19 protein-coding genes are annotated in these 23,807 nt (G+C 75.1%); 3 read left to right on the top strand and 16 right to left on the bottom strand.

Annotation, left to right across the window (positions count from 1 at the left end; all coding sequences use genetic code 11):
* Positions 1 to 19: 19 nt before the first annotated feature.
* Positions 20 to 1,201 (top strand): ROK family transcriptional regulator, encoded by a 1,182-nt coding sequence (locus AAG589_RS14785; RefSeq protein WP_430567994.1) that lies wholly within the window; start codon positions 20 to 22, stop codon positions 1,199 to 1,201.
* Between the two features lie 32 nt (positions 1,202 to 1,233).
* Here AAG589_RS14785 and AAG589_RS14780 read toward each other — a convergent pair whose 3' ends face one another.
* The gene (locus tag AAG589_RS14780; RefSeq protein ID WP_430567993.1) at positions 1,234 to 2,325 is read right to left on the bottom strand and encodes a hypothetical protein; all 1,092 of its coding nucleotides are present in this window, start codon (positions 2,323 to 2,325) and stop codon (positions 1,234 to 1,236) included.
* Positions 2,326 to 2,347: 22 nt separating this feature from the next.
* Complete coding sequence (gene ligA / locus AAG589_RS14775) at positions 2,348 to 4,777, bottom strand: NAD-dependent DNA ligase LigA (RefSeq protein WP_430568046.1); 2,430 nt, start codon at positions 4,775 to 4,777, stop codon at positions 2,348 to 2,350.
* A 178-nt stretch (positions 4,778 to 4,955) separates the two neighbouring features.
* Between ligA and AAG589_RS14770 the strand changes: the two genes are divergently transcribed.
* Entirely contained in the window at positions 4,956 to 6,443 is a 1,488-nt protein-coding gene (locus tag AAG589_RS14770; protein ID WP_430567992.1) for a flavin-containing monooxygenase, read from the top strand.
* A 41-nt stretch (positions 6,444 to 6,484) separates the two neighbouring features.
* Here AAG589_RS14770 and AAG589_RS14765 read toward each other — a convergent pair whose 3' ends face one another.
* From AAG589_RS14765 to AAG589_RS14745, 5 genes are read right to left on the bottom strand one after another with little or no spacing between them, the layout of a single operon-like run.
* Positions 6,485 to 7,714, bottom strand: coding sequence for a hypothetical protein (locus AAG589_RS14765; protein WP_430567991.1), 1,230 nt, complete (start codon positions 7,712 to 7,714; stop codon positions 6,485 to 6,487).
* Positions 7,711 to 8,328, bottom strand: coding sequence for a GTP-binding protein (locus tag AAG589_RS14760; RefSeq protein ID WP_430567990.1), 618 nt, complete (start codon positions 8,326 to 8,328; stop codon positions 7,711 to 7,713). Before AAG589_RS14760 ends, AAG589_RS14765 begins: the two co-directional genes overlap by 4 nt.
* Positions 8,309 to 8,671 (bottom strand): DUF742 domain-containing protein, encoded by a 363-nt coding sequence (locus tag AAG589_RS14755; protein WP_430567989.1) that lies wholly within the window; start codon positions 8,669 to 8,671, stop codon positions 8,309 to 8,311. The genes AAG589_RS14760 and AAG589_RS14755 overlap by 20 nt, the downstream gene beginning before the upstream one ends.
* Positions 8,668 to 9,162, bottom strand: coding sequence for a roadblock/LC7 domain-containing protein (locus tag AAG589_RS14750; RefSeq protein ID WP_430567988.1), 495 nt, complete (start codon positions 9,160 to 9,162; stop codon positions 8,668 to 8,670). The genes AAG589_RS14755 and AAG589_RS14750 overlap by 4 nt, the downstream gene beginning before the upstream one ends.
* The gene (locus AAG589_RS14745) at positions 9,159 to 10,562 is read right to left on the bottom strand and encodes an ATP-binding protein (RefSeq protein ID WP_430567987.1); all 1,404 of its coding nucleotides are present in this window, start codon (positions 10,560 to 10,562) and stop codon (positions 9,159 to 9,161) included. Before AAG589_RS14745 ends, AAG589_RS14750 begins: the two co-directional genes overlap by 4 nt.
* A gap of 192 nt (positions 10,563 to 10,754) precedes the next feature.
* Between AAG589_RS14745 and AAG589_RS14740 the strand changes: the two genes are divergently transcribed.
* On the top strand, positions 10,755 to 12,977 hold the full coding sequence (locus AAG589_RS14740; protein ID WP_430567986.1) for a prolyl oligopeptidase family serine peptidase: 2,223 nt from the start codon (positions 10,755 to 10,757) through the stop codon (positions 12,975 to 12,977).
* A gap of 40 nt (positions 12,978 to 13,017) precedes the next feature.
* Here the strand turns inward: AAG589_RS14740 and AAG589_RS14735 are convergent, their stop codons facing one another.
* The 9 genes from AAG589_RS14735 to AAG589_RS14695 form a co-directional block, all read right to left on the bottom strand.
* Positions 13,018 to 14,091 (bottom strand): Gfo/Idh/MocA family protein, encoded by a 1,074-nt coding sequence (locus AAG589_RS14735; RefSeq protein WP_446719748.1) that lies wholly within the window; start codon positions 14,089 to 14,091, stop codon positions 13,018 to 13,020.
* A 32-nt stretch (positions 14,092 to 14,123) separates the two neighbouring features.
* Positions 14,124 to 14,927, bottom strand: coding sequence for a ThuA domain-containing protein (locus AAG589_RS14730; RefSeq protein WP_430567984.1), 804 nt, complete (start codon positions 14,925 to 14,927; stop codon positions 14,124 to 14,126).
* A 53-nt stretch (positions 14,928 to 14,980) separates the two neighbouring features.
* Positions 14,981 to 15,793 (bottom strand): carbohydrate ABC transporter permease, encoded by an 813-nt coding sequence (locus AAG589_RS14725; protein WP_430567983.1) that lies wholly within the window; start codon positions 15,791 to 15,793, stop codon positions 14,981 to 14,983.
* Positions 15,794 to 15,798: 5 nt separating this feature from the next.
* Positions 15,799 to 16,764, bottom strand: a complete 966-nt coding sequence (locus tag AAG589_RS14720; protein WP_430567982.1) for a carbohydrate ABC transporter permease — start codon at positions 16,762 to 16,764, stop codon at positions 15,799 to 15,801.
* Positions 16,761 to 18,041, bottom strand: coding sequence for a sugar ABC transporter substrate-binding protein (locus AAG589_RS14715; protein WP_430567981.1), 1,281 nt, complete (start codon positions 18,039 to 18,041; stop codon positions 16,761 to 16,763). The genes AAG589_RS14720 and AAG589_RS14715 overlap by 4 nt, the downstream gene beginning before the upstream one ends.
* A 21-nt stretch (positions 18,042 to 18,062) precedes the next feature.
* Positions 18,063 to 19,157, bottom strand: coding sequence for a LacI family DNA-binding transcriptional regulator (locus AAG589_RS14710; protein WP_430567980.1), 1,095 nt, complete (start codon positions 19,155 to 19,157; stop codon positions 18,063 to 18,065).
* A 110-nt stretch (positions 19,158 to 19,267) separates the two neighbouring features.
* Positions 19,268 to 21,745 (bottom strand): glycoside hydrolase family 65 protein, encoded by a 2,478-nt coding sequence (locus AAG589_RS14705; RefSeq protein WP_430567979.1) that lies wholly within the window; start codon positions 21,743 to 21,745, stop codon positions 19,268 to 19,270.
* Positions 21,742 to 22,488: an HAD family hydrolase gene (locus tag AAG589_RS14700; RefSeq protein ID WP_430567978.1), complete on the bottom strand. Its 747-nt coding sequence runs from the start codon at positions 22,486 to 22,488 to the stop codon at positions 21,742 to 21,744. The genes AAG589_RS14705 and AAG589_RS14700 overlap by 4 nt, the downstream gene beginning before the upstream one ends.
* A 169-nt stretch (positions 22,489 to 22,657) precedes the next feature.
* The gene (locus tag AAG589_RS14695) at positions 22,658 to 23,710 is read right to left on the bottom strand and encodes a hypothetical protein (protein WP_430567977.1); all 1,053 of its coding nucleotides are present in this window, start codon (positions 23,708 to 23,710) and stop codon (positions 22,658 to 22,660) included.
* Positions 23,711 to 23,807: the final 97 nt, after the last annotated feature.

The raw sequence follows: 23,807 nt of genomic DNA, 5'->3' as shown, positions 1-23,807 counted from the left end.
GCCGTGATTCACTAGGCCCATGACGGAAGGTGCACCGGCCGGTCCCCGCACGCCCGGGGCCGGCGAGATGTTCCAGCTCCTGCGCGACGGGCGGGCCCGCACCCGCGCCGAGCTGGCGACCCTCACCGGCCAGGCCCGGTCCACCGTCGCCGGGCGGATCGACGCGCTCATGGCCGCCGGGCTCATCGCCCCCGCCGGGGAGGCCACCTCGACCGGCGGTCGCCCGCCCGTCACGTTCGCCTTCAACCCGTCGTCGCAGGTGGTGCTGGGCGTGGACCTCGGCGCCACCCACGCCCGGCTCGCGGTCACCGACCTGGCGTCCACCGTGCTCGCCGAGCTCGACGCGCCCCTCGCCATCGCCGACGGGCCCCAGCCCGTGCTCGACTGGGTCGCGGACGCGGGGCGCAAGCTGCTCGAGACCGCGGGCCGCTCGCTCGGCGACCTCGCCGGCGTGGGCGTCGGCCTGCCGGGACCGGTCGAGCACGCCACCGGTCACCCGAACAACCCCCCGATCATGCCGGGCTGGGACGACGCCGACGTGCCCGGGATCCTCCGCGGCCACTTCGACGCGCCCGCGCTCGTCGACAACGACGTCAACATCATGGCGCTCGGCGAGCACCGCATCGCGTGGCCCGACGTCTCCGACCTCATCCTCGTCAAGGTCGCCACCGGCATCGGCGCGGGCATCATCGCCGACGGCGCGCTGCGGCGGGGCGCGCAGGGCGCGGCGGGCGACGTCGGGCACGTCGCCGTGCCCGGGGCGGAGGACGTCGTGTGCCGCTGCGGCAACGTCGGCTGCCTCGAGGCGATCGCGAGCGCGCAGGCCCTTGCCGTGCGGCTGCGGGCCGAGGGCCTCGACGTGTCCGGCCCCGCGGACGTCGTCGCGCTGGTCCGTGGCGGCGACGTCACCGCCGGCCGCGCCGTGCGCCAGGCGGGCCGCGAGATCGGCAGCGTCCTCGCGGCCACCGTCAGCCTGCTCAACCCGTCCGTCATCGTGCTGGGCGGCATCCTCGCCGAGGCGGGCGAGCACCTGCTCGCCGGGATCCGGGAGGTCGTCTACCGACGGTCGCTGCCGCTGGCCACCCAGCACCTGCGCATCGCCGTCGCCCGCACCGGCGCGCAGGCCGGGGTGCTCGGCGCCGCCGCCATGGCCGCCGACCACGCCCTGTCGCCCGGGGCCGTGGACGCCCTCACGGCCTGACGGCCGCGCCGGGCACAGCTCCCCTTCTCCCGTCAGGCCCCGAGGACCGCGACGTGCAGGTCCAGGAGCGCCGCGGTCCGGTCGCTCGGGCCGCGGCCGAAGCCGCACTCGGTCGCGACGCCGACGACGCGGTCGCCCAGCACCTGCGCGGCCGCGCCCAGCCGCCGCTCGGCGCCCTCGACGCCGTCCTCGTGGTGCAGGAGGCCGAGGTAGAGCTCGGTGGCCTCGTCGAGCCCCAGCCCCGCGAGCGGCGCGACGTACGGGACGTCGTCCCGGTCGATCGGCACCGGCAGGTGCACCCAGGTGATCGGGCGCGGGACGGCCGCGACCAGGGCGTTCGCCATCTCCACCAGGTGCCGGGTGTCCGCCGGCTCCACGAAGTGCTTCTCCGCCACGTCGCCGTAGCAGAGGTGGAAGCCGAGCTCGGCCCCCTCGGGGACGTGCGCGGCGACGCGGGCCGCACGGCGCGCACAGCCGGCGACGACGTCCTCGTCACCGCCCGCGTCTCGGTCGAACCAGGCGCGCGCCGCGCCGCCGCCGAGGTTCGCCCCCTCGAGGAACGCGAAGTCCGTCGCGAGCTCCACCTGGACGGCGAGATCGGCGGCGGGGACGGTGGCGAGGATCGCGTCGAGCTCGCGCAGCACCGCCGCCTCGTACGCCGGGTACACCGCCGCGCGGTCGGGCGCCGCGACGAACGTCGTCACCGCCGCGAGCGGCGACGGGATGCCGACCTGGAACCGGGTGCCCGGCGCGATCACGCCCTCGGCGCGCAGCGCGACGAAGTCCGCGTACGACGCGGCCGCCGCCTCCGCGTAGCCCAGCGGGCCGAACCGCAGCTCTCCCGCCGGCACCGAGCCGTCGAGCACGTGCGGCCGCACGTCGAAGCCGGCCACCACGACCGGCTCGTCGCCGACCCGTGACAAGCCCTCGACCGCCTCGAACCGCGAGCCCTGGAACAGGATCCAGTGGAACCGCTCGCCCACCTCGCCGTCCGGGATGCGGCGGGCGTGGTCGCCGAGCCGGGTCGCGACGGTGCGCAGCGTGTCGCGCGCGGTCGACAGGTTCACGGAGCCCACGAGGTGGGCGCCGCGGAGGGTCAGGGTCGAGGTCAGCGAATCCGGCACCCGCGCATCGTAGTCGCGAGCTTCAGTCGGCCTCGGGCTCGTCCGTGCCGTCGCCCAGCGCCGCCGGGCCGCCCTCGAGCAGGCGGGTGAACGCCGCCTCGTCGAGGATCGGCAGGCCGAGCTCCTCGGCCTTCGCCGCCTTCGACCCGGCGTTCTCGCCCACGACGACGTAGTCGGTCTTCTTCGAGACCGAGCCGGCCGCCTTGCCGCCGGCCGCGAGGACGGCCTCCTTGGCTCCGTCGCGGCTGTAGCCCTCGAGCGAGCCCGTGACCACGACGGTGAGCCCCGCCAGCGGCCCGGTCGGGCCCTTGTCCGCCTCGGCGGCCATCGCCTCGGGACCGGGGTGGTCGGGGATCCAGGTGCGCACGCCGGCGGCTTGCCAGCGGTCCACGATCTCGCGGTGCCACTCGACGTCGAACCAGGCCAGCAGCGCGTCGGCGATGATCGGGCCGACGCCCTCGACGGCGGCGAGCTCCTCGCGGGACGCCGCCCGGATCGCGTCGAGCGAGCCGAACCAACCCGCGAGCGCCCGCGCGGCGACCGGGCCGACGTGGCGGATGTTGAGGCTCACGAGGATGCGCCAGAGGTCCTTGGTCTTGGCGAGCTCGAGCTCCTCCAGGAGCTTGGTGGCCGCGGCCGTCGGCTCGAACTCGGGCAGCGCCTCCCCGGCCGCCTCCGCCTCGGCCCGACGGGCCTTCGTGGCCGTCACCTTCTTGCGGAACGGCGTGCGGCGCCGGGCCACGCCGTCGTCGTCCATCCTGGGCAGGCCGGTCTCGGCGTCGCGCACCACGACCTCGATGGGCAGCAGCTGCTCGAGCGTGAGGTCGAACAGCCCCGCCTCGGTGCGCAGCGGCGGCACCTCGGGCACCTCGGGCTGGGTGAGCGCGGAGGCGGTCACCTCGCCGAGCACCTCGACGTCCAGCCCGCCGCGCGAGCCGATGTGCTCCACCCGGCCGCGCACCTGTGCCGGGCAGGACTCGGCGTTGGGGCAGCGCAGGTCGACGTCGCCCTCCTTCATCGCCCGCAAGGGGGTGCCGCACTCGGGGCACTCGGCCGGCATGACGAAGTCCTCGCGCGGGTAGCCGTCGTCGGCCAGCGCGGTGACCGGGCCGAGGATCTCGGGGATGACGTCGCCGGCCTTGCGCAGCACGACCATGTCGCCGATGCGCACGCCCTTGGCCTTCACCACGTCCTGGTTGTGCAGCGTGGCCTGCCGCACCGTGGAGCCCGCCACGAGGACCGGCTCCATGACGGCGTACGGGGTGGCGCGGCCGGTGCGGCCGACGCCCACCTGGATCGCCACGAGGCGGGTCGTGACCTCCTCGGGCGGGTACTTGTAGGCGATCGCCCAGCGGGGCGCGCGGCTCGTGGCGCCGAGGCGGCGCTGGTCGTCCAGGGCGTCGACCTTGACGACGATGCCGTCCAGCTCGTGCTCGATGTCGTGCCGGTGGGCGCCGAACCACTCGATCATCGCGACAACGCCGTCGATGCCCTCGACGACACGGTTGTGCGGCGAGACGGGCAGCCCCCAGCGCGCGAAGTGCTCGTACGCCTCCGACTGCCGGGCCAGCTCGGTGTGCTCGCCCGCCGTCCACTGCAGCGCGCCGACCCCGTGCACGTACAGGCGCAGCGACTCCACGCGGGCGACGCCGGCCTCGAGCTCCATGCCCTCCTTCTTGTCGAGCAGCTGCCGCAGCCCGCCCGCCGCCGCGTTGCGCGGGTTGGCGAACTGCGGGAAGCGCCGCAGCGCGGCGACGCGGGCGCGCTCCTCGTCGAACGGGCGGGCGGCCGACGCCCGGCCGTCGTGCCGCTCGCGGGCCTCGGCCACGACGCGCTCGCGCAGCTGCGCCTGCAGGTCGTTCAGCCGCTCGAACGAGGCGACGGGGATGAAGACCTCGCCACGGATCTCGACGAGGTCGGGGTGGCCGTCGCCCGCCAGCCGGCGCGGGATGTCGGCGATGCGCAGCGCGTTCTGCGTGACGTCCTCGCCGGTGCGCCCGTCGCCGCGCGTCGCGGCCCGCACCAGGCGGCCCTTCTCGTACAGGAGCGCGATCGCGAGGCCGTCGATCTTCACCTCGGACAGGTAGCCGACGTGCTCCGCCCCCAGGTCGCGGGCCACGCGGGCGTCCCACGCCCGCAGCTCGTCGACGGAGAAGACGTTGTCGAGGCTCAGCATGCGCTCGACGTGCTCGACCGTCGCGAACCCGGCGGCCGCGGCCCCGCCCACGCGCTGCGTGGGCGACTCGGGCGTCTGCAACGCCGGGTGCGCGGCCTCGATCGCCGCCAGCTCGTGCATCCGCGCGTCGTACTCGGCGTCGGACACCCGGGGGGCGTCGTCCTCGTAGTAGGCGCGCTGGTCCTCCTCGACGAGGGCGACCAGCTCGGCCCAGCGACGCTGGGCCGCGGCCTCGTCGAGCACGGGGTCGTTCTCGGGTCCGGGCCCTGAGTCGATCCCTGTGTCGAGGCTGGTGTTCTCCGTGTCCGTCACGGGCCCATCTTGCCGCGTGCCCCCGACACCGGGCACGCCGGACGCGTCCGTCGTCCGGCCCGTGGAGGCCCTGTCGCGCGACGTGTCCGAACCGCTACGATTCTGGCGATTTGGCCCCTCTCGACCGACCGCAAGGACGCTCATGAAGATCGCCGTCGTCGGCGCCGGCTTCGCCGGCCTGGCCAGCGCCAAGGTGCTCCGCGAGTTCGGGCACGACGTCACCGTGCTCGACAAGACCCCCGACGTGGGCGGCGTGTGGAGCGCGAGCCGTCGCTACTCGGGCCTGACCACCCAGAACAACAAGGGCTCGTACGCCTTCTCGGACCTGCCCATGCCGAAGGACTACCCCGAGTGGCCCAGCGGCGAGCAGGTGCAGGCGTACCTCGAGCGGTACGTGGACCTCCACGGCCTGCGCGGCTCGCTCCGGCTCTCGACCGAGGTCGTCCGCGCCGAGCTGACGCCCGCCGAGGACGGCTGGCTCGTCACCTCGCGCCGCGCGGGCGAGCCCGTGGGCGACCCCGAGCCCTTCGACCACGTCGTCGTCGCCAACGGCATCTTCTCCGACCCGGTGATCCCCCGCTTCGAGGGGCTGGCGCAGCTCCTGCGGGCGGGCGGCAAGGTCGTCGCGGCCAGCCAGCTCACGTCGCTCGAGGAGGCGCGCGGCAAGCACGTCGTCGTCGTGGGGTACGGCAAGTCCGCGTGCGACGTCGCCGCCGAGGTCGCCCCGGTCGCGGCCGGCACGCAGGTCGTCGCGCGGCACCTGCTGTGGAAGCTGCCCAAGCGGCTCGGCAACGCGCTCAACTACAAGTACCTGCTGCTCACGCGGATGGGCGAGGGGCTGTTCCGCTACGAGACCCTGGGCGGCGGCATGGAGCGGTTCCTGCACGGCCCCGGCGACGGCGTGCGGAAGTCGATGCTCTCGAGCGTCGGCTCGGTCTCCGTCAGGCAGTTCCACCTGGACAGGCTCGGCCTCGTGCCGCGCGGCGAGTTCGCCGACATCGCCCGCTCCACGGTGTCGCTCGCCACCGACGGCTTCTTCGAGCAGGTGTCCGAGGGAAAGATCGACGTGCACCGCGAGGCCGAGATCGAGCGCCTCGCCGTCGACGACGACGGCGCCCCGGTGGCCGTGCTCGACGACGGCACCACCGTCCGCGCCGACCTCGTCGTGTGCGGCACCGGGTTCCACCAGCGCGTGCCCTTCCTCGACGACGACCTGCAGGCGCGCCTGCTCGACGACCGCGGCAACTTCCAGCTCTACCGGCAGGTGCTGCCGCACGACGTGCCGCACCTGACGTTCGCCGGGTACAACTCGTCGCTGTTCAGCCCGCTGTCGGCCGAGGTCGCCGCGCTGTGGACCGCCGCCCACCTCGCCGGTGCGCTGGACCTGCCGTCGCTCGAGGAGCGCCGCGAGCACGTCGCGAGCCGCGTCGACTGGATGGAGAAGCGCACCGAGGGCAAGCACGCCCGCGGCACCAACGTCATCCCGTTCTCGCTGCACCAGATCGACGAGCTGCTGGACGACCTCGACCTGCGCCTGCCCGCGGCCACCCGCGCGGGCCAGTGGCTGCTGCCGGTGGACCCCCGGGCGTACCGGCACCTGCCCCACCGGCTGCGCGAGCGGATCGGCTGACGGCGCCGATCGTCACCGGAACGGCGGTCACCTGAAGCGGGTCACCTGAAGCGGACGGGGAGCTCGCGCGGGTAGCGCACCCACGCCGAGCGCACGGGCGCGACGTCCGCCGGCGCGACCGTCAGCTCGATGTCGGCCACGCGGGCGAGGAAGTGCCCGACGACGGTCCGGGTGATCAGCGGCGCCGTGCGGTGCGCCGGGCACGCGTGCGCGCCCGTCCCCCACGTGAGGTGGAAGCGGGCGTCCACCTGTTCCCAGGGATCCGCTGCGCGGACGGCGCCGTCGGCGTTGGCCGCCGCCACGGCCGGCACCACGGCGTCGCCGGCCGCGATCGCCTGCCCGCCCAGCTCCCCGTCCGCGAGGGCGTAGCGGGGCCGCAGGTGCGGCAGCGGGGGTGCGTCGCGCGCCACCTCGTCGAGGGCGTCGTCGAGCGCGAGCCGGCCGCCGTGCAGCCGGGCGGCGAACCCCGGGTCGGCGAGCAGCCGCTGCAGCGCGGTGGCGATCCACGCGATCTCCGCGTCGTGCGCCGTGGCGAACACGAGGTCCACGGCGCCCATCACCTCGAGGTCGTTCGCGTGGGCCGGGTGCGCGAGCAGCGCGGACGTGAGGTCGTCGCTCGGCTCGGCGCGCCGGGCGGCGACGAAGCCCGCGAGCAGGTCCTCCGCCTCGACGGCGGCCGGGTACGCGTCGTCGGTGCCCGAGCGCCGGGCGACGGTGAGCTCGTGCATCCGGCGCGCGTCCGCGAGGGTCATGCCGAGCAGGTCGGCCAGCACCCGCACCGGGACGTCGACGGCGTACTCGGCGACCATGTCGGCCGTGCCGCGCGCGGCCAGCCGGTCCAGCACGGAGGCGCACGCGACCTCCGTCGTGCGCCGCACGCGCTTGTCCTCGACGGCGTCGAGCGCGTCGGCCAGGGGCGTGCGCAGCCGCCGGTGCTCCGCGCCGTCGCGGTCGTGCGCGCTGTCGTGCTGCTCGAGCACCGCCCGCGTCGCCGAGCGCCGTCCGACCAGCCGCTCCGCCGCGTACCGCCAGTGCCGCGAGTCGCGCGAGAACATCGCCTCGTTGCGCAGGACGGCGGAGACCTCCGCATGGCCCAGCGCGAGCCACGCCGGCACTCCCGGCTCCAGGTCGACCGGGGCGAGGGCGCCCCACCGCGACCGCAGCGCCTCGTAGTGCGCGGCCGGGTCGGCGGCGCCCGCCAGGTCGGCGAGCAGCGGCCGGTCCGCCACGTCCTCCAGGCGCACCACGCGCACCGCCCCGGTGAGGCTCATGCGGCCGCGCCCCGGCGGGCGAGGCGCACGGCGTGCGCGACGAGCGCCTGGAGCGCCTCCACCGCCTGCCGGCGCTCGCGCAGGTCGCCCGTGACCACGGGCGTGTCCTCCGGCAGGTCGAGCGCGGCGCGCACGGCCTCGGTCGGGTGCCGCGGCGCGTCCGGGAACTCGTTCACGACGACGGCGACCGGCAGCGCCGTGTGCTCCTCGAGCTGGTCGAGCACCTCGAAGCTGTCCTCCAGGCGGCGCGTGTCCACGACGACGAGCGCGCCCACGGCGCCGTCCGCCAGCCCGGCCCACAGGTCCCAGAAGCGCTTCTGCCCGGGCGTGCCGAACAGGTACAGGGCCGTGGTGCCGCCCACCGTGACCCGGCCGAAGTCCATCGCGACCGTCGTCGTGGACTTCTCCCCCAGCCGCGGGTCGACGCCGACGCTGGCCGCCGTGATCGTCTCCTCCGTGCTGAGCACGGGGATCTCGCTCACCGCGCCGATGAGCGTCGTCTTGCCGACGCCGTACGCGCCGACCACGAGCACCTTGACCGACCGCTCGACCGTGGGCGCGAGGTGCAGGGCGGCCGGGTCGACGGGTGGCGCCTCAGAACCGGCGGAGACCATCGAGGACCTCCTCCAGCAGGTCGACCCCCGGCAGGTCGTGGGGCGCGGCCGACCGGATCGCCAGGTAGCCCGCGTCCAGCAGGTCGGAGGCCAGCACGGCGACCAGGCTCGTGGGCAGGTGCAGGTACGCGGCGAGCTCCGCCAGGGCGAGCGTGCCGCGGCACGTCTCGAGCAGGGCGCGCTCGTGCCGGCCCGCGCCGACGGGCAGCTCGCGGCCGTCGTCCACCGCGCACAGCAGCGTCTCGGGCCGCAACGTGTTGCGGCTGGGGTGCGCGCGGCCGCCCGTGAGGACGTACGAGCGCACCGGGTGGTCGCGGTAGCCGCCCCCGGGCGCGTCGGTCATCGCGTCCCTCGCTCGGCGGACGCCGGCCCGGCCGCCGGGCGCAGGACGTCCGTGCCGAGCGCCCGCTCGCCGATCATCAGCACCTGCGCCTGCATCTGCTGGGCCACGAGACCCGGGTCGACGGCCGCGTCCGTCACGACCGCCAGCCGCGAGCCGTCTCCCGCGCCACGCACGAAGAGGAACCCGCCGTCGAACTCCACCAGCACCTGGCGCAGCGCGTCGCCGGCGCCGAACTCCCGCCCCATGCTCATGCCGAGCGCGACGAGACCGGCGCACGCCGCCGCGACCTTGTCGGCGGTGTCCGGCGGCGTGTCGTCCGTGCGGACCTTGACCAGCCCGTCCGAGCTGAGCACGACGACGTGCCGCACCCCGCGCACCCCGGCGACCAGGTCGAGCATCCAGCTGTCCGGGTGCGGCGGCGCGGCCTGCGTCGCGGGCGACGCCGCGGACGGTGCCGCAGGTGACGTCTCGTCGGTGGTCTGGGTCGTCATGAGTCCTCCGAGGTCCCGTCCGGCACGGCGGACGGCTGGCTGTGGTGGTCGGTGGTCGCGGTGCTGCCCGTCGGGACGGTGCCGTCGAGGGCGCTGTCGAGGGTCGCGCGGTCGGCGGCGAAGAACGCACCGATCCATGCGCCGGCCTCCTCGGCGGTCTGCGCCGGGGCGTCGGCGGGCACGACCCGCTGGCTGCCGGTCGCCGGGCCGCCGGAGCCCCGGCGTGAGCGCCGCTGCGGCAGCGCCGGCGCGCCGGCCGGGCCGGCCTGCGGCGGGACGGGCTCCGCGGGCCGCGCCGGCGTCCCGGACGGGCCGGCCAGCGCGGCGGCGCCCGGGGGCGAGGCCTCCTCCACGCTCGGGGCGAGGGCGGGAGCCGCGGCGGCGGCCGCGGTGACGAGGTCGGCGGGCACCATGACGACGGCACGCAGACCGCCGTACACGGACTCCATGAGGTCGACCCGCAGGTCCAGCGCTCGGGCGTACGACCCGACGACCGCGAGCCCGGTCTGCGGCACTTCGCCGAGGTCGGCGATCCCGACCGGCTGCGCGCCGGACGCGACGGCGCGCACCCGGTCCAGCTCGCGGGCGACCATCCCCACGCCGCAGTCGTCGATCTCGACGACGGCGCCACGCTGCACCTGCCGGACCGTGACGAGCACCTGGGTGCTCGGGGGCGAGCACTGCGTGGCGTTGGCGAGCAGCTCGGCGAGGACGTGCACGACCGGCTCGACGGCGCGGCCGACCACCGCCAGCCCGGGGTCGCCGGACACCTCGACGCGCTGGAACGCCGTGATGCGCCCGGCGGCCGCCCGCACGACGTCGGGCAGGGCGAGCGGGTCGTCCCACGTCTGGCCCGGCCGCCGGCCGCAGAGCGCGACGAGGTTCTGCGCCTGGCGCGCGTGCTGGGCGGCGGCGTGGTCGATCCGCATGGACGTCTGCAGCACGTCGGGGTCCGCCGCGTGGCGCTGGACCATGCGGGCCGCCTCCTCCTGGATGCGGTGCGCCGACGCCTGCACCTTGCGGCCCAGGGCCACGACGGCGGTCTCCACGGCGGCGCGCTGGTCGTCGCGGGCCTCGCGCGTGCGGGCGAGCTCGGCCGTCGCGTCGTCCAGCGCGCCGGCGGCGGTCGCGAGGTCGGACGCCAGCACGTCGCGCTCGGCGCGCAGGGCGGCGCTCTCGGCGTCGGCCCGCGCGGCGGCGCGCGACAGCAGCGCGGCCGCGACGACGACGAGGAGCACGGCCGCGCCGGCCAGCGCCCCGGCCCCCGCGCGGGAGAGGCGGTCGTCGAGCACGGCCACCGCCGCGACGCCCAGGGCGGCAGCGACCGCGCAGAGCTGGGCAGGAAGCCGGGCAGCGACGCGCGCCGTCGCGCGCGAGCCGGCAGAGGTCGTCGTGCTCACCGCACCCCCGTGGGTGGAAGGGTCGGGTCCGACGGCGCCGTGCGCGTGCCCGCGCGAAAGCGGCGTTCTCCGCGAAACCCCTGGAACGTCCATAGCGGGATCAATGCCCTGACCAGGAGTTTCTACCACGGGCACCCCCGGGGTGAAAGGCACCGCCGCCTCTCGGCGCGCCCGGCGGCTATGGTGCCGAGCATGACCGCCGAGCACGTCGACACCTCCCTGCCCGCCGCCCCGCCGACCCCGCTCGACCCGGCCCAGCCGGACCCGTTCGCGTGGCTCGAGGAGGTCGAGGGCGGCGAGGCGCTGGCCTGGGTGCGCGAGCGCAACGAGCACGCGCACGCGACCCTCGGCGCCGCCCCCGGCTTCGCGGAGACCCAGGCCGCGGTGCGCGAGGTGCTCGACTCCGACGAGCGCATCCCCGACGTCTCGCGCATCGGCGACCACCTGTACAACTTCTGGCGCGACGCGGAGCACGAGCGCGGCCTGTGGCGGCGCACCACCCTCGGCTCCTACCGCACCGACCACCCCGACTGGGAGACGGTGCTCGACCTCGACGCCCTCGCCGCGGCCGAGGGCAAGAGCTGGGTGTGGCACGGCGCGTCGCTGCTGCGGCCGACGCCCGAGCAGCTCGCGGCGGGCGAGCCCTGGCGCCGCGCGCTGGTGGATCTCTCCCCCGGCGGCTCCGACGCCGACGTCACCCGCGAGTTCGACCTGGTCGAGAAGCGCTTCGTCCCGGCCTCCGACGGCGGCTTCGAGCGCGACACCGCCCGCCAGGACGGGCAGGTGGGCGCCAAGGGCGGGCTCGCCTGGATGGACGAGGACACGGTGTACGTCTTCACCGACCTCGGCCCCGGTACGACCACGACCTCGGGCTACCCGCGGACCGTCCGCAGGTGGCGCCGCGGCACGCCGATCGAGGACTCCACCCTCGTCTTCGAGGGGGCCGCGGACGACCTGTACATCTCGGCCCGCCGGTCCCGCACGCCGGGGTTCGAGCGCGACGTCGTGACCCGTTCCATCGCCTTCTACCGGTCCGAGACGTTCCTCGTCGACCAGCCGGGCACGCCCGTGCAGCGGCTGGTCAAGATCGAGGTGCCCGAGTCGGCCGAGGTCGGCCTCCACCGCGAGTGGCTGCTCGTCGAGCTGCGGGACGACTGGTCCCTCGACGACACCACCTACCCGGCGGGGTCCCTGCTCGCCGCCCCGCTGCAGGCGTTCCTCTTCGGGGACCGGCGGTTCACCGTCCTGTTCGAGCCCACGCCGTCGACGTCGCTGGTCGGCGCCTCGTGGACGCGCCACCACCTGGTCGTCAACGTGCTCGACGACGTGAAGAACGCGCTGCACGTGCTCACCCCGCCCGCCGACGCCGCCCCCGGCGCGCCCTGGACCCGCTCCGAGCTGCCGCTCGGCGGCGGCCTGCTGACCGTCGGCGTGCGCGCCGTCGACCCGCTGGACAGCGACGACGTCTGGGTGACGACCACCGGCTACCTCACGCCGTCCACCCTGGCGCTCGCGACGGTGCCGGGCCCCGGCGCGGAGCCGGGCGAGCCCGAGCCGCTGAAGGCCGCGCCGGCGTACTTCGACGCGGCCGGCATGGTCGCCGACCAGCACTTCGCGGTGTCCGACGACGGCACCCGCGTGCCGTACTTCGTCGTCGGGCGGGAGGACCTGGTGCGGCCGACCGGCACCGGCTCGACCGGCCAAGTGCCGGGCACGGCGCCCACGCTGCTGTACGGGTACGGGGGCTTCGAGATCCCGCTGCTGCCGGGCTACTCGGGCACCGTGGGGCGGGCGTGGCTCGCGCGCGGCGGCGTGTACGTCGTGGCGAACATCCGCGGGGGCGGCGAGTACGGCCCCGCGTGGCACCAGGCCGCGCTCCGCGAGAAGCGGCACAAGGCCTACGAGGACTTCGCCGCCGTCGCGCGCGACCTCGTGGCCCGCGGCATCACGACGCCCGCGCACCTCGGCGCCCAGGGCGGCTCGAACGGCGGCCTGCTGGCGGGGAACATGCTCACGCAGTACCCCGACCTGTTCGGCGCGGTCGTGGTGCAGGTGCCCCTGCTGGACATGAAGCGGTACTCGCACCTGCTCGCGGGCGCGTCGTGGACGGCCGAGTACGGCGACCCGGACACCGAGGACTGGGAGTTCGTCCGCACCTTCTCGCCGTACCACCTGCTCGACGCCGACCGCGCCTACCCGCCGGTCCTGTTCACGACGTCGACGAAGGACGACCGCGTGCACCCGGGCCACGCGCGCAAGATGGCGGCGCTGATGCTGGCCGCGGGCGGGGCCGCCGGGCACGACGTCACGTACTACGAGAACGTCGAGGGCGGCCACGGCGGCGCCGCCAACAACGCGCAGGCCGCGCACATGTCGGCGCTCGCGTGGACGTTCCTGCACGAGCGCCTCGCCTGACGCGCCGGCCCGGCGGCGGCGACCGCCGGGCCGGGCACGCTCAGGCCGCCGGCGCCCCGCGGTGCACCTGGTCGAGGGCGGCACGGACCGAGGTCCACGACGCGAGCCGCGCGCGCACGTCCTCGCGGGTCTCCGTCGCCAGGGCCTCGGCGTGGGCGCGCTCGAGGACGTCGTCGACGAGCACCCGCTCCCCCGCCGTCGCCGACGCGACGGCCGCCTCGACCATCGCGAGGCTCAGCACGTTCTCGTGGACCTCGCCGCGCGGCACCGGCCCGCCGTCGAGGGCCGCGAGGAAGGCCGCGAGGGCCCCCGCGATCCCGTCCCCCGGGTCCGCGACGTCCCCCGCCGCCGCGGGCGGGGAGGCGTGCTCGACCACCGGGTCGTGGTCCCCGTCCCACGCCGCCGTGCCGAGCTCGCCCGACAGCCGCCACGACCCGTTCCACGACGTCTCCCGCCCCGGGCTGCACCAGCTGCCCGTGTAGGCGTACCGGACGCCGCCGGTCATCTCGAAGACGGCGCTCGCGGCGGCGGCGCCGGCGTACCAGCTCCACGCCGGGTTGAACGACTCGCAGTAGACCGCGACCGGCTCGGCGTCGAGCAGGTACCGGGCGGTGTCGAACGGGTGGATGGCCATGTCCACCAGCAGCGGGTGCGCCATGGCCTCGCGGAAGCCGCCGAAGCGCGGGGCCTTGAAGAACTCCGTGGTGAGCACGCCGGGCCGGCCCAGCGTCCGGACCTGCCCGCGGAACGCTTCGAGCTGCCGGTTGTAGCGGCGCGACTGGCTGACCATGAAGAGCTGCCCGGTCACCTCCGCGGCCGCCACGAGGGACAGCGCCTCGGCGACGGTCGCCGCGGCCGGCTTCTCCCCCAGCACCGGCAGGCCGGCGACCAGGGCCGCCGTCGTCACCGGGTGGTGCGCGGCGGGGACCGTGACGTCGACGACGGCCCGCGCCCCGGTCTCCCGCGCCAGGGCGACGGCGTCCGTGCCCACCGGGACGTCCGGCGCCCCGGCGTCGGCGAGCGCCCGGCGGGCCGCGTCGACGTCGAGGTCGACCACGCCGGCCAGCTCGGCGCCCGGCTCCGCCCGGATCGCCCCGAGCCACGCCCGGCCCATGCCGCCGGCGCCGACCAGGACGAGCGGGGTGCTCACAGCCCCGCCTCCGCGGCCGCCGCCTCGGCCTCGGCGCTCAGCGCGCCCTCGTAGCCCCGCCCGCGGTAGAAGTCCTCGGTCTCGTACCGCAGCAGCGTGGGCGTGCTGCGCTCGGGGCGCACGGTCACGGCCCACTCGACGGCGTTGGCGATCACCCTGCGGACGCCGTCGTGGAAGTAGGTCGGGTACTCCTGGTCGCCCGGGCGGAAGTAGAAGATCTTCCCGTAGCCGCGCCGGTAGGTGATGCCGGAGCGGAACACCTCGCCGCCCGAGAACGTGCTGAGGAAGACGGTCTCGTCGGGGGCGGGGACGTCGAAGAACTCCCCGTACATCTCGTCCTCCTCGATGATCATCGGGTGCGGCACGCCCTGCGCGATGGGGTGCGTCGGGTCGACGGTCCACACGAGCTCGCGGTCGTGCTCGGCGCGCCAGCGCAGGGTGCAGGTGGTGCCCATGAGCTTCATGAAGATCTTCGACCAGTGCCCGGAGTGCAGGACGATCAGCCCCATCCCCTCCAGGACGTGCCGGTGCACCCGCTCGACGACCTCGTCGGAGACCTCGCCGTGCGCGGCGTGCCCCCACCAGGTGAGCACGTCGGTGTCGCGCAGGACCTCCTCGGTGAGCCCGTGCTCCGGGTCGTCGAGGGTGGCCGTGCGCACGCGCACGCCGGCGCCGAGGTGGGCCTCGATGCCCTGCGCCACGGCCCCGTGCATGCCGTCGGGGTAGCGGGCGGCGACCTCCGGCTCGAGCTGCTCGTGGCGGTTCTCGCCCCAGACGGTGACGCGGATCGGTGCGGTCATGATGTCTCCTTCTCTTCGGGGTTCTCGGGTCTCGCGGGAGGTCGGGCGGGCCGTCACTTGACCGCCCCGCCGGTGGCTCCGGCCGCCACGTACTTCTGGGCGATCACCAGGAGCACGATCGCGGGCAGGGAGGCGAGCACGGCGGTGGCCATCACCGCGCTCCAGTCGTTCACGTACGCGCCGAGGTAGGTGTAGATGCCGAGCGTGACCGGCCGGACGTCCTCGGTGGTGGTCAGCGTCAGCGCGAACAGGAAGTCGCTCCACGTGAACAGGAACGTGAACAGCGCGGCGGTGATGAGCGCGTTGCGGCTGATCGGCAGCACGACGGACACGAACGCGCGGACCGGCCCCGCGCCGTCGACCAGGGCCGCCTCGACCACGGCCGGCGGCAGCGACTGCATGAACGCGCGGCAGATGAGGATCGCGAACGGGATCCCCGCGGTCGAGTCGGCGAGGATCAGCCCCGGCACCGTGTTCAGCAGCCCGAGGTCGGCGTACGCCCCGTAGAGCGCGTTCGCGATGACGATGCCGGGGATCATCTGGCTGATGAGGATGCCGAACAGCACCAGGCCCGCCCAGCGGAGCCGGAACTGGGCCAGCGCGTAGGCGGCGGGGACCGCGATCGCCAGGCTCAGCACGACGCTGCCGAGCGCGACGACGAGGCTCGTGACGAGATTGCCGCCCTGGTCCGCGAGCGCCGTGCGGTAGCCGCTGAGGTCGGGGTCGAGCGGCAGCCACGACGTGTCGACGGTGGCGCCGTTCGGCTGCAGCGACGCGTTCACCATCCAGTAGACGGGAAACAGCAGGACGGCGACGACGAGGACTCCCGCCGCGGTGTGGAGCCAGGGGTGTCGGACGGTGGTCATGGGCCTCACTCATCCACGGCGCGCCGGTTGAGGCGCAGATAGACGGCGGCGAACACCAGCGAGATCACGATGAGGATGTTGCTCACCGCGGCCCCCTGGCCGAAGTCGAAGGTGGCGAACGAGAGCTGGTAGGACTGCGTGGCCAGGGTCTGCGTCGCGTTGGCGGGGCCGCCGCCGGTGAGCCCGAGGATGATGTCGAGCACCTTGAGCGTGTACACGACGCCGAGCACCAGCACCACGGTCACCACCGGGCGCAGCATGGGCCAGGTGATGTGCCGGAACGCCCGCCGGCCGGTGGCGCCGTCCAGCGCGCCCGCCTCGTAGAGCTCGTCCGGGATGCCCTGCAGGCCGCCGTGCAGGATGACGGCGTTGAACGGGATCCCGATCCAGACGTTGACGGCGATCACGGTGACCAGCGCGAGGGACGTGCTGCTCAGCCACGGCACCCCGGTGTCGACGAGCCCGGTGCCCACGAGCACCCGGTTGATCGCCCCGGACTCGGTGTCGAGGAGCCACTTCCAGACGGCGCTCGCCGCGATGAGCGGGATGAGCCAGGGCAGCAGGATCAGCGACCGGAGGAAGCCGGAGAGCGGGAACCGGCGGCGGAAGAACAGCGCGACCCCCAGCCCGAGGACGAACTGCCCGGCGATGGAGCCCACCGTGAACAGGGCCGTGTTGAGCAGCGCCGTGCGGAACAGCGGGCTGCCCACCACCTCCCGGTAGTTGTCGAGCCCCGCCCAGGGCGCCGCACCGGTGAAGAACGTCGAGATCGTGTAGTGCTGGAAGCCCATGACGACGTTCTGCACCACGGGGTACCCGTAGAACAGGAGCAGGTAGACGACGGCGGGCCCGAGGAACAGCGCCGCGACCCGGCGGCGCTGCCGGGCCCGGGCGGCGCCGGGACGACGGCGGGGCGTGACCGAGGACGCCGGGCGGGTGCGCGGACCCGCGGCCGAGAGCGTGGCGGTCATACGTACGCACCCGCTTCCCGGAGCGCGTCGGCCGCCGACCCCTGGCCGGACAGCGCGAGCTGGACCGCCGTGTACAGGGCGGTGGCGGTGGTCGGCCAGTCGGGCCCGAGCTGGGCCGTCCGGGCGCGCGCGTCGCGGATCAGGTCGGCGAAGGCCGCCATCTCCGGCCGCGCCTCGAGGAACGCGCCGGTGAGGGCCGGCCTGGCCGGCACCGTGTAGCGCTGCTCCGCCATGGAGAGCAGGCTCTCGTCCGCGAGGAACTCGGTGAGGACCCGGGCGGCGAGCCGCTCCTTGGCACGGTCGCCGGTGGCCGGGACGGTCCACACCTCGCCCCCGAGCGGTGCGACGGCCGTCTGCGTGGCCGGGTCCCGGGTCGGGAGGGTGACGACGTCGTACTCCAGCCCGTCGACCCCGGACAGCTCCGGGATCTGCCAGGGCCCGTTGACCATCATCGCCGCGCGCCCGGCCACGAACTGGTCCTTGACGTCCGCCTGGCTCCAGTTCAGCACCGAGGTCGACGCGTGCCCCTGGCGGACCAGGTCCGCGAGGAGGTCGAGGGCGCCGGCCGCCTCGGGCGACGCGATGCGGCGCTCGTCGGCACCGTTCGACCAGAAGAACGGCAGGTACTGCCACGTGCCCTCGTACGTGGCGTTCCCGCAGAAGGCGATCCCGTAGCGACCGTCCCTGGTCAGCGCCGCCGCCGCGTCGCGCAGGGCGTCCCAGGTCGTCGGCGGCTCCAGGCCCGCCTCCTCGAGCGCGGCGACGTCGTAGAAGAGGGCGATGGTGTTGACCGTCGGCGCGAGGCCGTACACGCGCCCTCGGTAGGTGCCGGCGGCGGTGACGCCCTCGGTGTACCCGTCGGTGGGCACGCCGAGCGCGTCGAACGGCCGCAGCGCGGTGGTCGAGGCGATCTGCTGCAGGTCGGGGTTGTCGAGCATGAGGAGGTCCGGGAGCGTGCCGGACGAGCCCTGCTGCAGCACGCGCTGGATCAGCGAGTCCCCCGCGACGGAGACCCGCTCCAGCGTCACGCCGACCTTCTGCGCCGCCGCGTCGAGCGCGCTGCCGATGATCCCGTGGTCCGGGTCGTTGGTGTAGGTGTCGAGCACCCGCAGCGTCCCCGGGCCGGCGTCGCCCGACCCGGCGGACCCGCACCCGGCCAGCAGGGCCGCGAGCGGCGCGACCAGCCCGGCCGCCGTCACCGCCCGCCGGGAGACCGGGCGGTCGCGCCAGGCCGGCGTCGGCCCCTCCCGGGTCGTCGATGCGCATCGATGTTCCATGTGCCTGCTCCACCTTCCTCGTCATCGGTTCGGGTGCTGCTGCGGTGTCGGCCCCTCGCGGCGGGGCCGCCACCGGGGCGATCCGGGGTGTCCGGCGGGGCTCGTCGACCCGCGGCGGGCGAGCACCGCGGGCACCAGCTCCGCACCCCGCCCGGGCGCGACGTCGCCGTCGATCAGCGCGAAGACGCGCTCCATCACGCGTCGCGAGACGTCCCGCGGCTGCGTCGAGGCGGCAGTCAGCCCGTACGACTCGGCCTCCGCGTCGGTGGCCAGCCCGACGACGTCGGCGTCCCGGCCCGGCCGCGACCCGCGGTCGGTGAGGGCGCGCAGCGTCTCGGGGATGGCGGCGGCGAGCACGAGCCCGGGCACGTCGCCGGACGCCAGGGCGCCGTCGACCGCCCGGTGCACGTCCGCCTCGCCCGCGGGCCGGTGCCACCGCAGCTCGACGCCGCGCTGCGCGGCGGCCGCCCGGGCGCCGCGCTCGAACCGCGGCACGTAGTTGATGCCCTGCGCGACGGCGTCGGGCGCCCAGCCGAGCACGTCCACGCTCCGGTGGCCCAGGTCCGCCAGCTCGGCCACGAGCAGGCGCCCCGCACCCTCGAAGTCGAAGTCGAGGCAGTCGAGGCCCGCGCTGTCCCCGGGGATGCCGATGAAGACGACGGGCAGCGCCAGCTCGCGAGCCACCGCGACGCGCTCGTCCTCGGTCCCGACCTCCATCACGACGACCGCGTCGCACAGGGAGCGCCCCGCGACGCGCCGCAGGCCGGCGGGCCCCTCGTCGGCGGTGACGAGCAGGACGTCGTGGTCGCGGCGGCGCGCGGCCAGCACGATCTCCTCGACGAACATCATGAGCCGCTGCGCGCCGGACTCCGGCCGCACCGGCACGACGACCGCGATGGTGCTGGTCCTGTGGCCGGCCAGCGCCCGCGCCCCCGCGTGCGGCTCGTAGGTCAGGCGGTCGATGGCCTCCTGCACCCGCCGCCGCGTCTCCGGCGAGATGGGCCGCTTGCCGGACATGACGTAGGAGACCGTCGACTGCGACACCCCGGCCTCGCGCGCGACGTCGGCGCTCGTGGGGCCCTTCGGCATGTCGCCCTCCTCGTCGCGGAACGTCATCGATGCGCATCGATGCGCATGGCCGACGACGCTAACGGACAGACCTCGGGAAGACAAGAGCGGCCGGGCTCGTCGGATCTCGACGCGCCCGGCCGCGGGTCGGTCGCGCGTCAGGAGTGCGGCACCGTCGCGGTGATGAGGGTGCCGTCCTCGCGCCGGTTGCCGGACAGTGCCCGCAGGCTGGGGCGGCCGGGACGCACCGGGCCCTGGCCGTCGAGGGCGACGACGACGGGCTCGTCCGCGGTGACCGTCACCTGCTCGCCGCGCACGAGGACCTTCGCGCCCTCGCCCGTCTCGGCCGCGAGCTCGAGCTCGTCGGGGCGCACGGTGACGCGCAGGCGCGATCCCTGCCACGCGACGCGGAAGGTCAGCGACTCCCAGCCCTGCGGCAGCCGCGGGTCGAAGGACAGCACGCCGTCGTGGTCGCGCATGCCCCCGAAGCCGAAGGCGAGCGCCGACCAGGTGCCCCCCGCGGACGCGACGTGCACGCCGTCGGCCGCGTTGTCGTGCAGGTTCGCCAGGTCCACGAGCAGCGACGACACGAAGTACTCGAGCGCGAGCTCGTGGTAACCCACCTCGGCGGCGATGATCGACTGCACGACGCCGGAGAGGGTCGAGTCCCCCGTGGTCAGCGGGTCGTAGTACTCGAAGTCGGCGAGCTTCTCCTCGGGCGTGAAGTGCTGCCCCTGCAGGAACAGCGCGAGCACGACGTCGGCCTGCTTGAGCACCTGGTACCGGTAGATGACCAGCGGGTGGAAGTGCAGCAGCAGCGGCCGCTTGGTCACCGGCGTCGCCGCCAGGTCCCAGATCTCCCGCTCCAGGAAGTGCGAGTCCTGGGGGTGGATCCCGATGCTCTCGGCGTACGGGATGGACATGTGGTCCGCGGCCCGCGTCCACTCGGTCGTCTCGTGCACGCCGAGCGACAGGCGGTCGGCGAGGCGCGCGTAGTCGTCCGGGAACTCCTCGCGCATCGTCTCCACGACGAACGCCGCGGCGCGCAGGTTGAACCGCGCCATGACGTTGGTGAACAGGTTGTCGTTCACGACGGTGGTGTACTCGTCGGGGCCGGTGACGCCGTGGATGTGGAAGTTGTCGTCGCCGTTGGCGCGCCAGAACCCGAGGTCCTCCCACATGCGGGCCGTCTCGACGAGGACGTCCACGGCCTCGCGGCGCAGGAAGTCCCTGTCGCCGGTGGCCCGCACGTACTGCACCAGCGCGAAGCAGATGTCGGCGTCGATGTGATACTGCGCCGTGCCCGCCGCGTAGTACGCCGACGCCTCCTCGCCGTTGATGGTGCGCCACGGGAAGAGGGCGCCCTTCTGCGACAGCTCCTGGGCCCGTCGCCGCGCGGCGTCGAGCATCTGGTAGCGGAACCGCAGGGCGTTGCGGGCGTACCGCGGGCTCGTGTAGGTGAGGAACGGGAGCACGTAGATCTCGGTGTCCCAGAAGTAGTGCCCCGAGTAACCGCTGCCCGTGAGCCCCTTGGCGGGGACCCCGGAGCCCTCGGCCCGCGCGGTGGCCTGCGCCAGCTGGAAGAGGTTCCACCGCACCGCCTGCTGGATCTCCGGGCGGCCGCCGATCTCGACGTCCGACCGGGCCCAGAAGTCGTCCAGCCACGTGCGCTGGTGGGCGAACTGCTCCTCGATGCCCCCCGCGCGCACGCGGTCCAGCGACCGTCGGCAGCGGTCGACGAGCTCGCGCGTCGGCACGCCGCGGGACGTGTGGTAGGTGACCACCTTCGTCAGGCGGATGGTGTGCCCGGCCTTGGCGTCGACGCGGAACACGTGCTTGGCGAGGTCGTCGTCGACCTGGGTGCGCACGTCCCACTCGTCCTCGGTCTCGAGGTGGTGGTCGGCCGCGACGGCGAGCGTCATGCCCGAGTTGGTGCACCGGTAGGACAGCACGAGCCGCTCGTCGTCGCCCCAGCGGGTCTGCGGCTGCAGCACCCGGCCCGCGAACGCCTCCGCCTTGCGCGGGTCGAAGCCCTCCCCCAGCGACGCGGCGGGCACGTGGTACTCGTCCTGCCCGTCCTGCCGGTTGAGGATCTGCGAGGAGATCGCCACGGGCCCGTCGGCGTCCAGCAGCGTGACCTCGAACGTCATGACGCCCAGGTGCCGCTCGACGAACGACACCATGCGCTGCGAGCTCACCTTGACCCGCTTGCCCGACGGCGTGCGCCACAGGATCTCGCGGTGCAGCACGCCGTCGCGCAGGTCGAGCGCGCGCTCGTAGTCGACCAGGTCCGCGACCGGCAGCAGCAGCGGCTCGTCGTCCACGTAGAGCCGGATCACCTTGGTGTCCGGCGCGTTGACGATGGTCTGCCCCACCTTGGCGAAGCCGTACGCCTCCTCGGCGTGCCGGATCGGCCAGGTCTCGTGGAAGCCGTTGACGAACGTGCCGTGCGAGTGGGACTCGCGGCCCTCCTCCACGTTGCCGCGCATCCCGAGGTAGCCGTTGCCCACCGCGAAGAGGGACTCGGTGACGCCGAGGTCCTCCGCGGAGAACTCCGCCTCCACGAGGCGCCACGGCTCGGCCGGGAAGCGCAGGCGGTCGATGGAGCGCTGCTCGTCGGCGGTGCGGCGGATCATGCCCGGCCCTCCTGCCGGTCGGCGGGTGCGTCCAGGACGGTCGCGTCGAGCTCCCCGAGGTCGGCGACCACGCGGTCGGCGCCGTGGGCGGCGAGCGCCTGGGCCCCGACGCCCCGGTCGACGCCGAGCACCAGGCCGAACGGACCGGCCGCGCCGGCCTGCACCCCGGACAGGGCGTCCTCGACCACGACGGACTCGGAGGCGGGCACGCCGAGCAGCTCGGCGGCCCGCAGGTAGGTGTCGGGCGCCGGCTTGCCGGCCAGGTGCTCGCGCGCCGCGACGTTGCCGTCCACCACGACGGCGAACCGGTCCGTCAGGCCGGCCGCGGCGAGCACGGCGGGCGTGTTGCGCGACGACGAGACGACGGCCACCTGGGCGCCCGCCGCGGTCACGGCGTCGAGGAAGCGCACCGAGCCCGGGTACGGGGCGATGCCCTCCTCGTCGAACATGCGGTTGACGATGGCGTCCTTGCGGTTGCCGAGCGCGCACACGGTGTCCTCGCCGGGCGCGTCGTCGGCGGTGCCGCGCGGCAGCTCGACGCCGCGGGAGGCGAGGAACGTCGCCACACCGTCGTACCGGGGCTTGCCGTCGATGTGCGCGAAGTAGTCCGCGGACGTGTACGGCGCGAGGCCGCGGGCCTCGCAGTACGGCGCGAACAGGCGCTCCCACGCCCGCATGTGCACCTCGGCGGTCGGGGTGAGCACGCCGTCGAGGTCGAACAGCACGGCTCGGAGGCTGGTCACGGGCGTCCTTCGCGGGTCGGGGTCGGGTCACGGGCACCGTCCCCCTGCGGGCCGACGCCGTGGTTCAGCCTACTGACCGCGGCGCCCGTCGAGCGTCTCGAAACCCCGCTCCCGCTGGTTGAGCCTGTCGAAACCCGGCGAGATACCGAGGAACGAGGTTTCGACAGGCTCAACCGGCGTCGGCGCGCTCCGCGAGCTCCTCGGCCACCCGCCCGAGGTTGGCCAGCTCCGCGCGGTGGGTGGCGACGTCCGCGAGACGGCGGCGCGGCGCGGCGAGCAGCGTGACGTCCGCCAGCCCGGCCGCGGGCAGCCCGATGCGGCGCCACGGCTGGGCGACCAGGCGCACCAGCTCCCCGAGCTGCGGACCCGAGCACTGCGAGACCGTGGCGGGCGGCAGCCCGGCCCACAGGCCCATGCCCCGCTCGGTGGCGCGGGCGAGCAGCTCCCAGGCGCGCTCGTTCCAGCCCGCCGCCTCCCCCGCGCCGCCGATGTCGGCGAGGTCCAGCCCGACGGCGTCCGCCCCGGCCAGCGCGACGGGCGGCACGCCCACCCAGGTGGCGCCGAGGTGCACGACGACGCGGGCGCCGGCGTCGTGCGCCGCGTCGATCGCGGGCCGCAGCCCCTCGACGACGTCGGGCCCGGGCACCGCCCGCAGGCGGGAGAACCCGGAGAAGCTGGGCAGCACGCCCGCGTGCACCTGGCCGAGCAGGGGCTCGGTGAGCTGCACGACCGGCGTCGCGCCGGGCACCTGCGCCTGCACGTCCGCCAGGTGCCGGCGGACCGCCTCCGCCAGTGCGAGCGACAGGTCGCGGCGGGCGCCGACGTCCGCGAGCACGCGGTCGCCGCGCGCCGACCACAGCTGGGCGGCCAGGGTCCACGGGCCCGTGAGCTCGACGGCGAGCGGGCCGTCGTGACCGACGGCCGCCACCGCCAGGGCGGACAGGTCCTCGCGCAGCAGGGACTCCGCCCGGCGCAGGTCGCCGCCCGGGTGGTCGGTGAGCTTCCAGCCGTGCGGGCCCAGCTCGACGGGCATCTCGGCCAGCAGCGCCGCCGTCCGCCCGACGGCGTCCGCCCCCGGCCCGCGGCCCGCGAGCTGGGCGAGGAACGGCACCGGGTCGACACCCGTGGGCAGGGAGGCCAGGTCGTCCAGCACGGTCTGCTGCGCCACGAGCTCGTCGCGCGCGCCGCCGGGCCACGGGCCGTGCCCGGACACCGCCGTCACGCGTCCGCCCTCGGTCCCGCCGGTCGTTCGTCCACGACGTTCACCACCAGATCTCTCCAGGTCACCACAAGTCACCTCTCCCGCCCCGTCATGCCGC

It is taken from the genome of Isoptericola sp. F-RaC21 (genome assembly GCF_038593535.1).
Taxonomy (GTDB): domain Bacteria; phylum Actinomycetota; class Actinomycetes; order Actinomycetales; family Cellulomonadaceae; genus Isoptericola.
The sequence above is the reverse complement of the archived record's forward strand: the minus strand, read 5'-3'. Positions and strand labels throughout refer to the sequence as shown.

What these genes read in the sequence shown, in the direction of transcription:
- AAG589_RS14755 (WP_430567989.1), bottom strand. Translation starts at nt 8,671, where the DNA reads ATGACCGACGCGCCCGGGGGCGGCTACCGCGACCACCCGGTGCGCTCG.
- AAG589_RS14770 (WP_430567992.1), top strand. Translation starts at nt 4,956, where the DNA reads ATGAAGATCGCCGTCGTCGGCGCCGGCTTCGCCGGCCTGGCCAGCGCC.
- AAG589_RS14785 (WP_430567994.1), top strand. Translation starts at nt 20, where the DNA reads ATGACGGAAGGTGCACCGGCCGGTCCCCGCACGCCCGGGGCCGGCGAG.
- AAG589_RS14705 (WP_430567979.1), bottom strand. Translation starts at nt 21,745, where the DNA reads ATGATCCGCCGCACCGCCGACGAGCAGCGCTCCATCGACCGCCTGCGC.
- AAG589_RS14720 (WP_430567982.1), bottom strand. Translation starts at nt 16,764, where the DNA reads ATGACCGCCACGCTCTCGGCCGCGGGTCCGCGCACCCGCCCGGCGTCC.
- AAG589_RS14765 (WP_430567991.1), bottom strand. Translation starts at nt 7,714, where the DNA reads ATGAGCCTCACCGGGGCGGTGCGCGTGGTGCGCCTGGAGGACGTGGCG.
- AAG589_RS14735 (WP_446719748.1), bottom strand. Translation starts at nt 14,091, where the DNA reads ATGGGCCGGGCGTGGCTCGGGGCGATCCGGGCGGAGCCGGGCGCCGAG.
- AAG589_RS14740 (WP_430567986.1), top strand. Translation starts at nt 10,755, where the DNA reads ATGACCGCCGAGCACGTCGACACCTCCCTGCCCGCCGCCCCGCCGACC.
- AAG589_RS14750 (WP_430567988.1), bottom strand. Translation starts at nt 9,162, where the DNA reads ATGACGACCCAGACCACCGACGAGACGTCACCTGCGGCACCGTCCGCG.
- AAG589_RS14730 (WP_430567984.1), bottom strand. Translation starts at nt 14,927, where the DNA reads ATGACCGCACCGATCCGCGTCACCGTCTGGGGCGAGAACCGCCACGAG.
- AAG589_RS14715 (WP_430567981.1), bottom strand. Translation starts at nt 18,041, where the DNA reads ATGGAACATCGATGCGCATCGACGACCCGGGAGGGGCCGACGCCGGCC.
- AAG589_RS14710 (WP_430567980.1), bottom strand. Translation starts at nt 19,157, where the DNA reads ATGACGTTCCGCGACGAGGAGGGCGACATGCCGAAGGGCCCCACGAGC.
- AAG589_RS14725 (WP_430567983.1), bottom strand. Translation starts at nt 15,793, where the DNA reads ATGACCACCGTCCGACACCCCTGGCTCCACACCGCGGCGGGAGTCCTC.
- AAG589_RS14760 (WP_430567990.1), bottom strand. Translation starts at nt 8,328, where the DNA reads ATGGTCTCCGCCGGTTCTGAGGCGCCACCCGTCGACCCGGCCGCCCTG.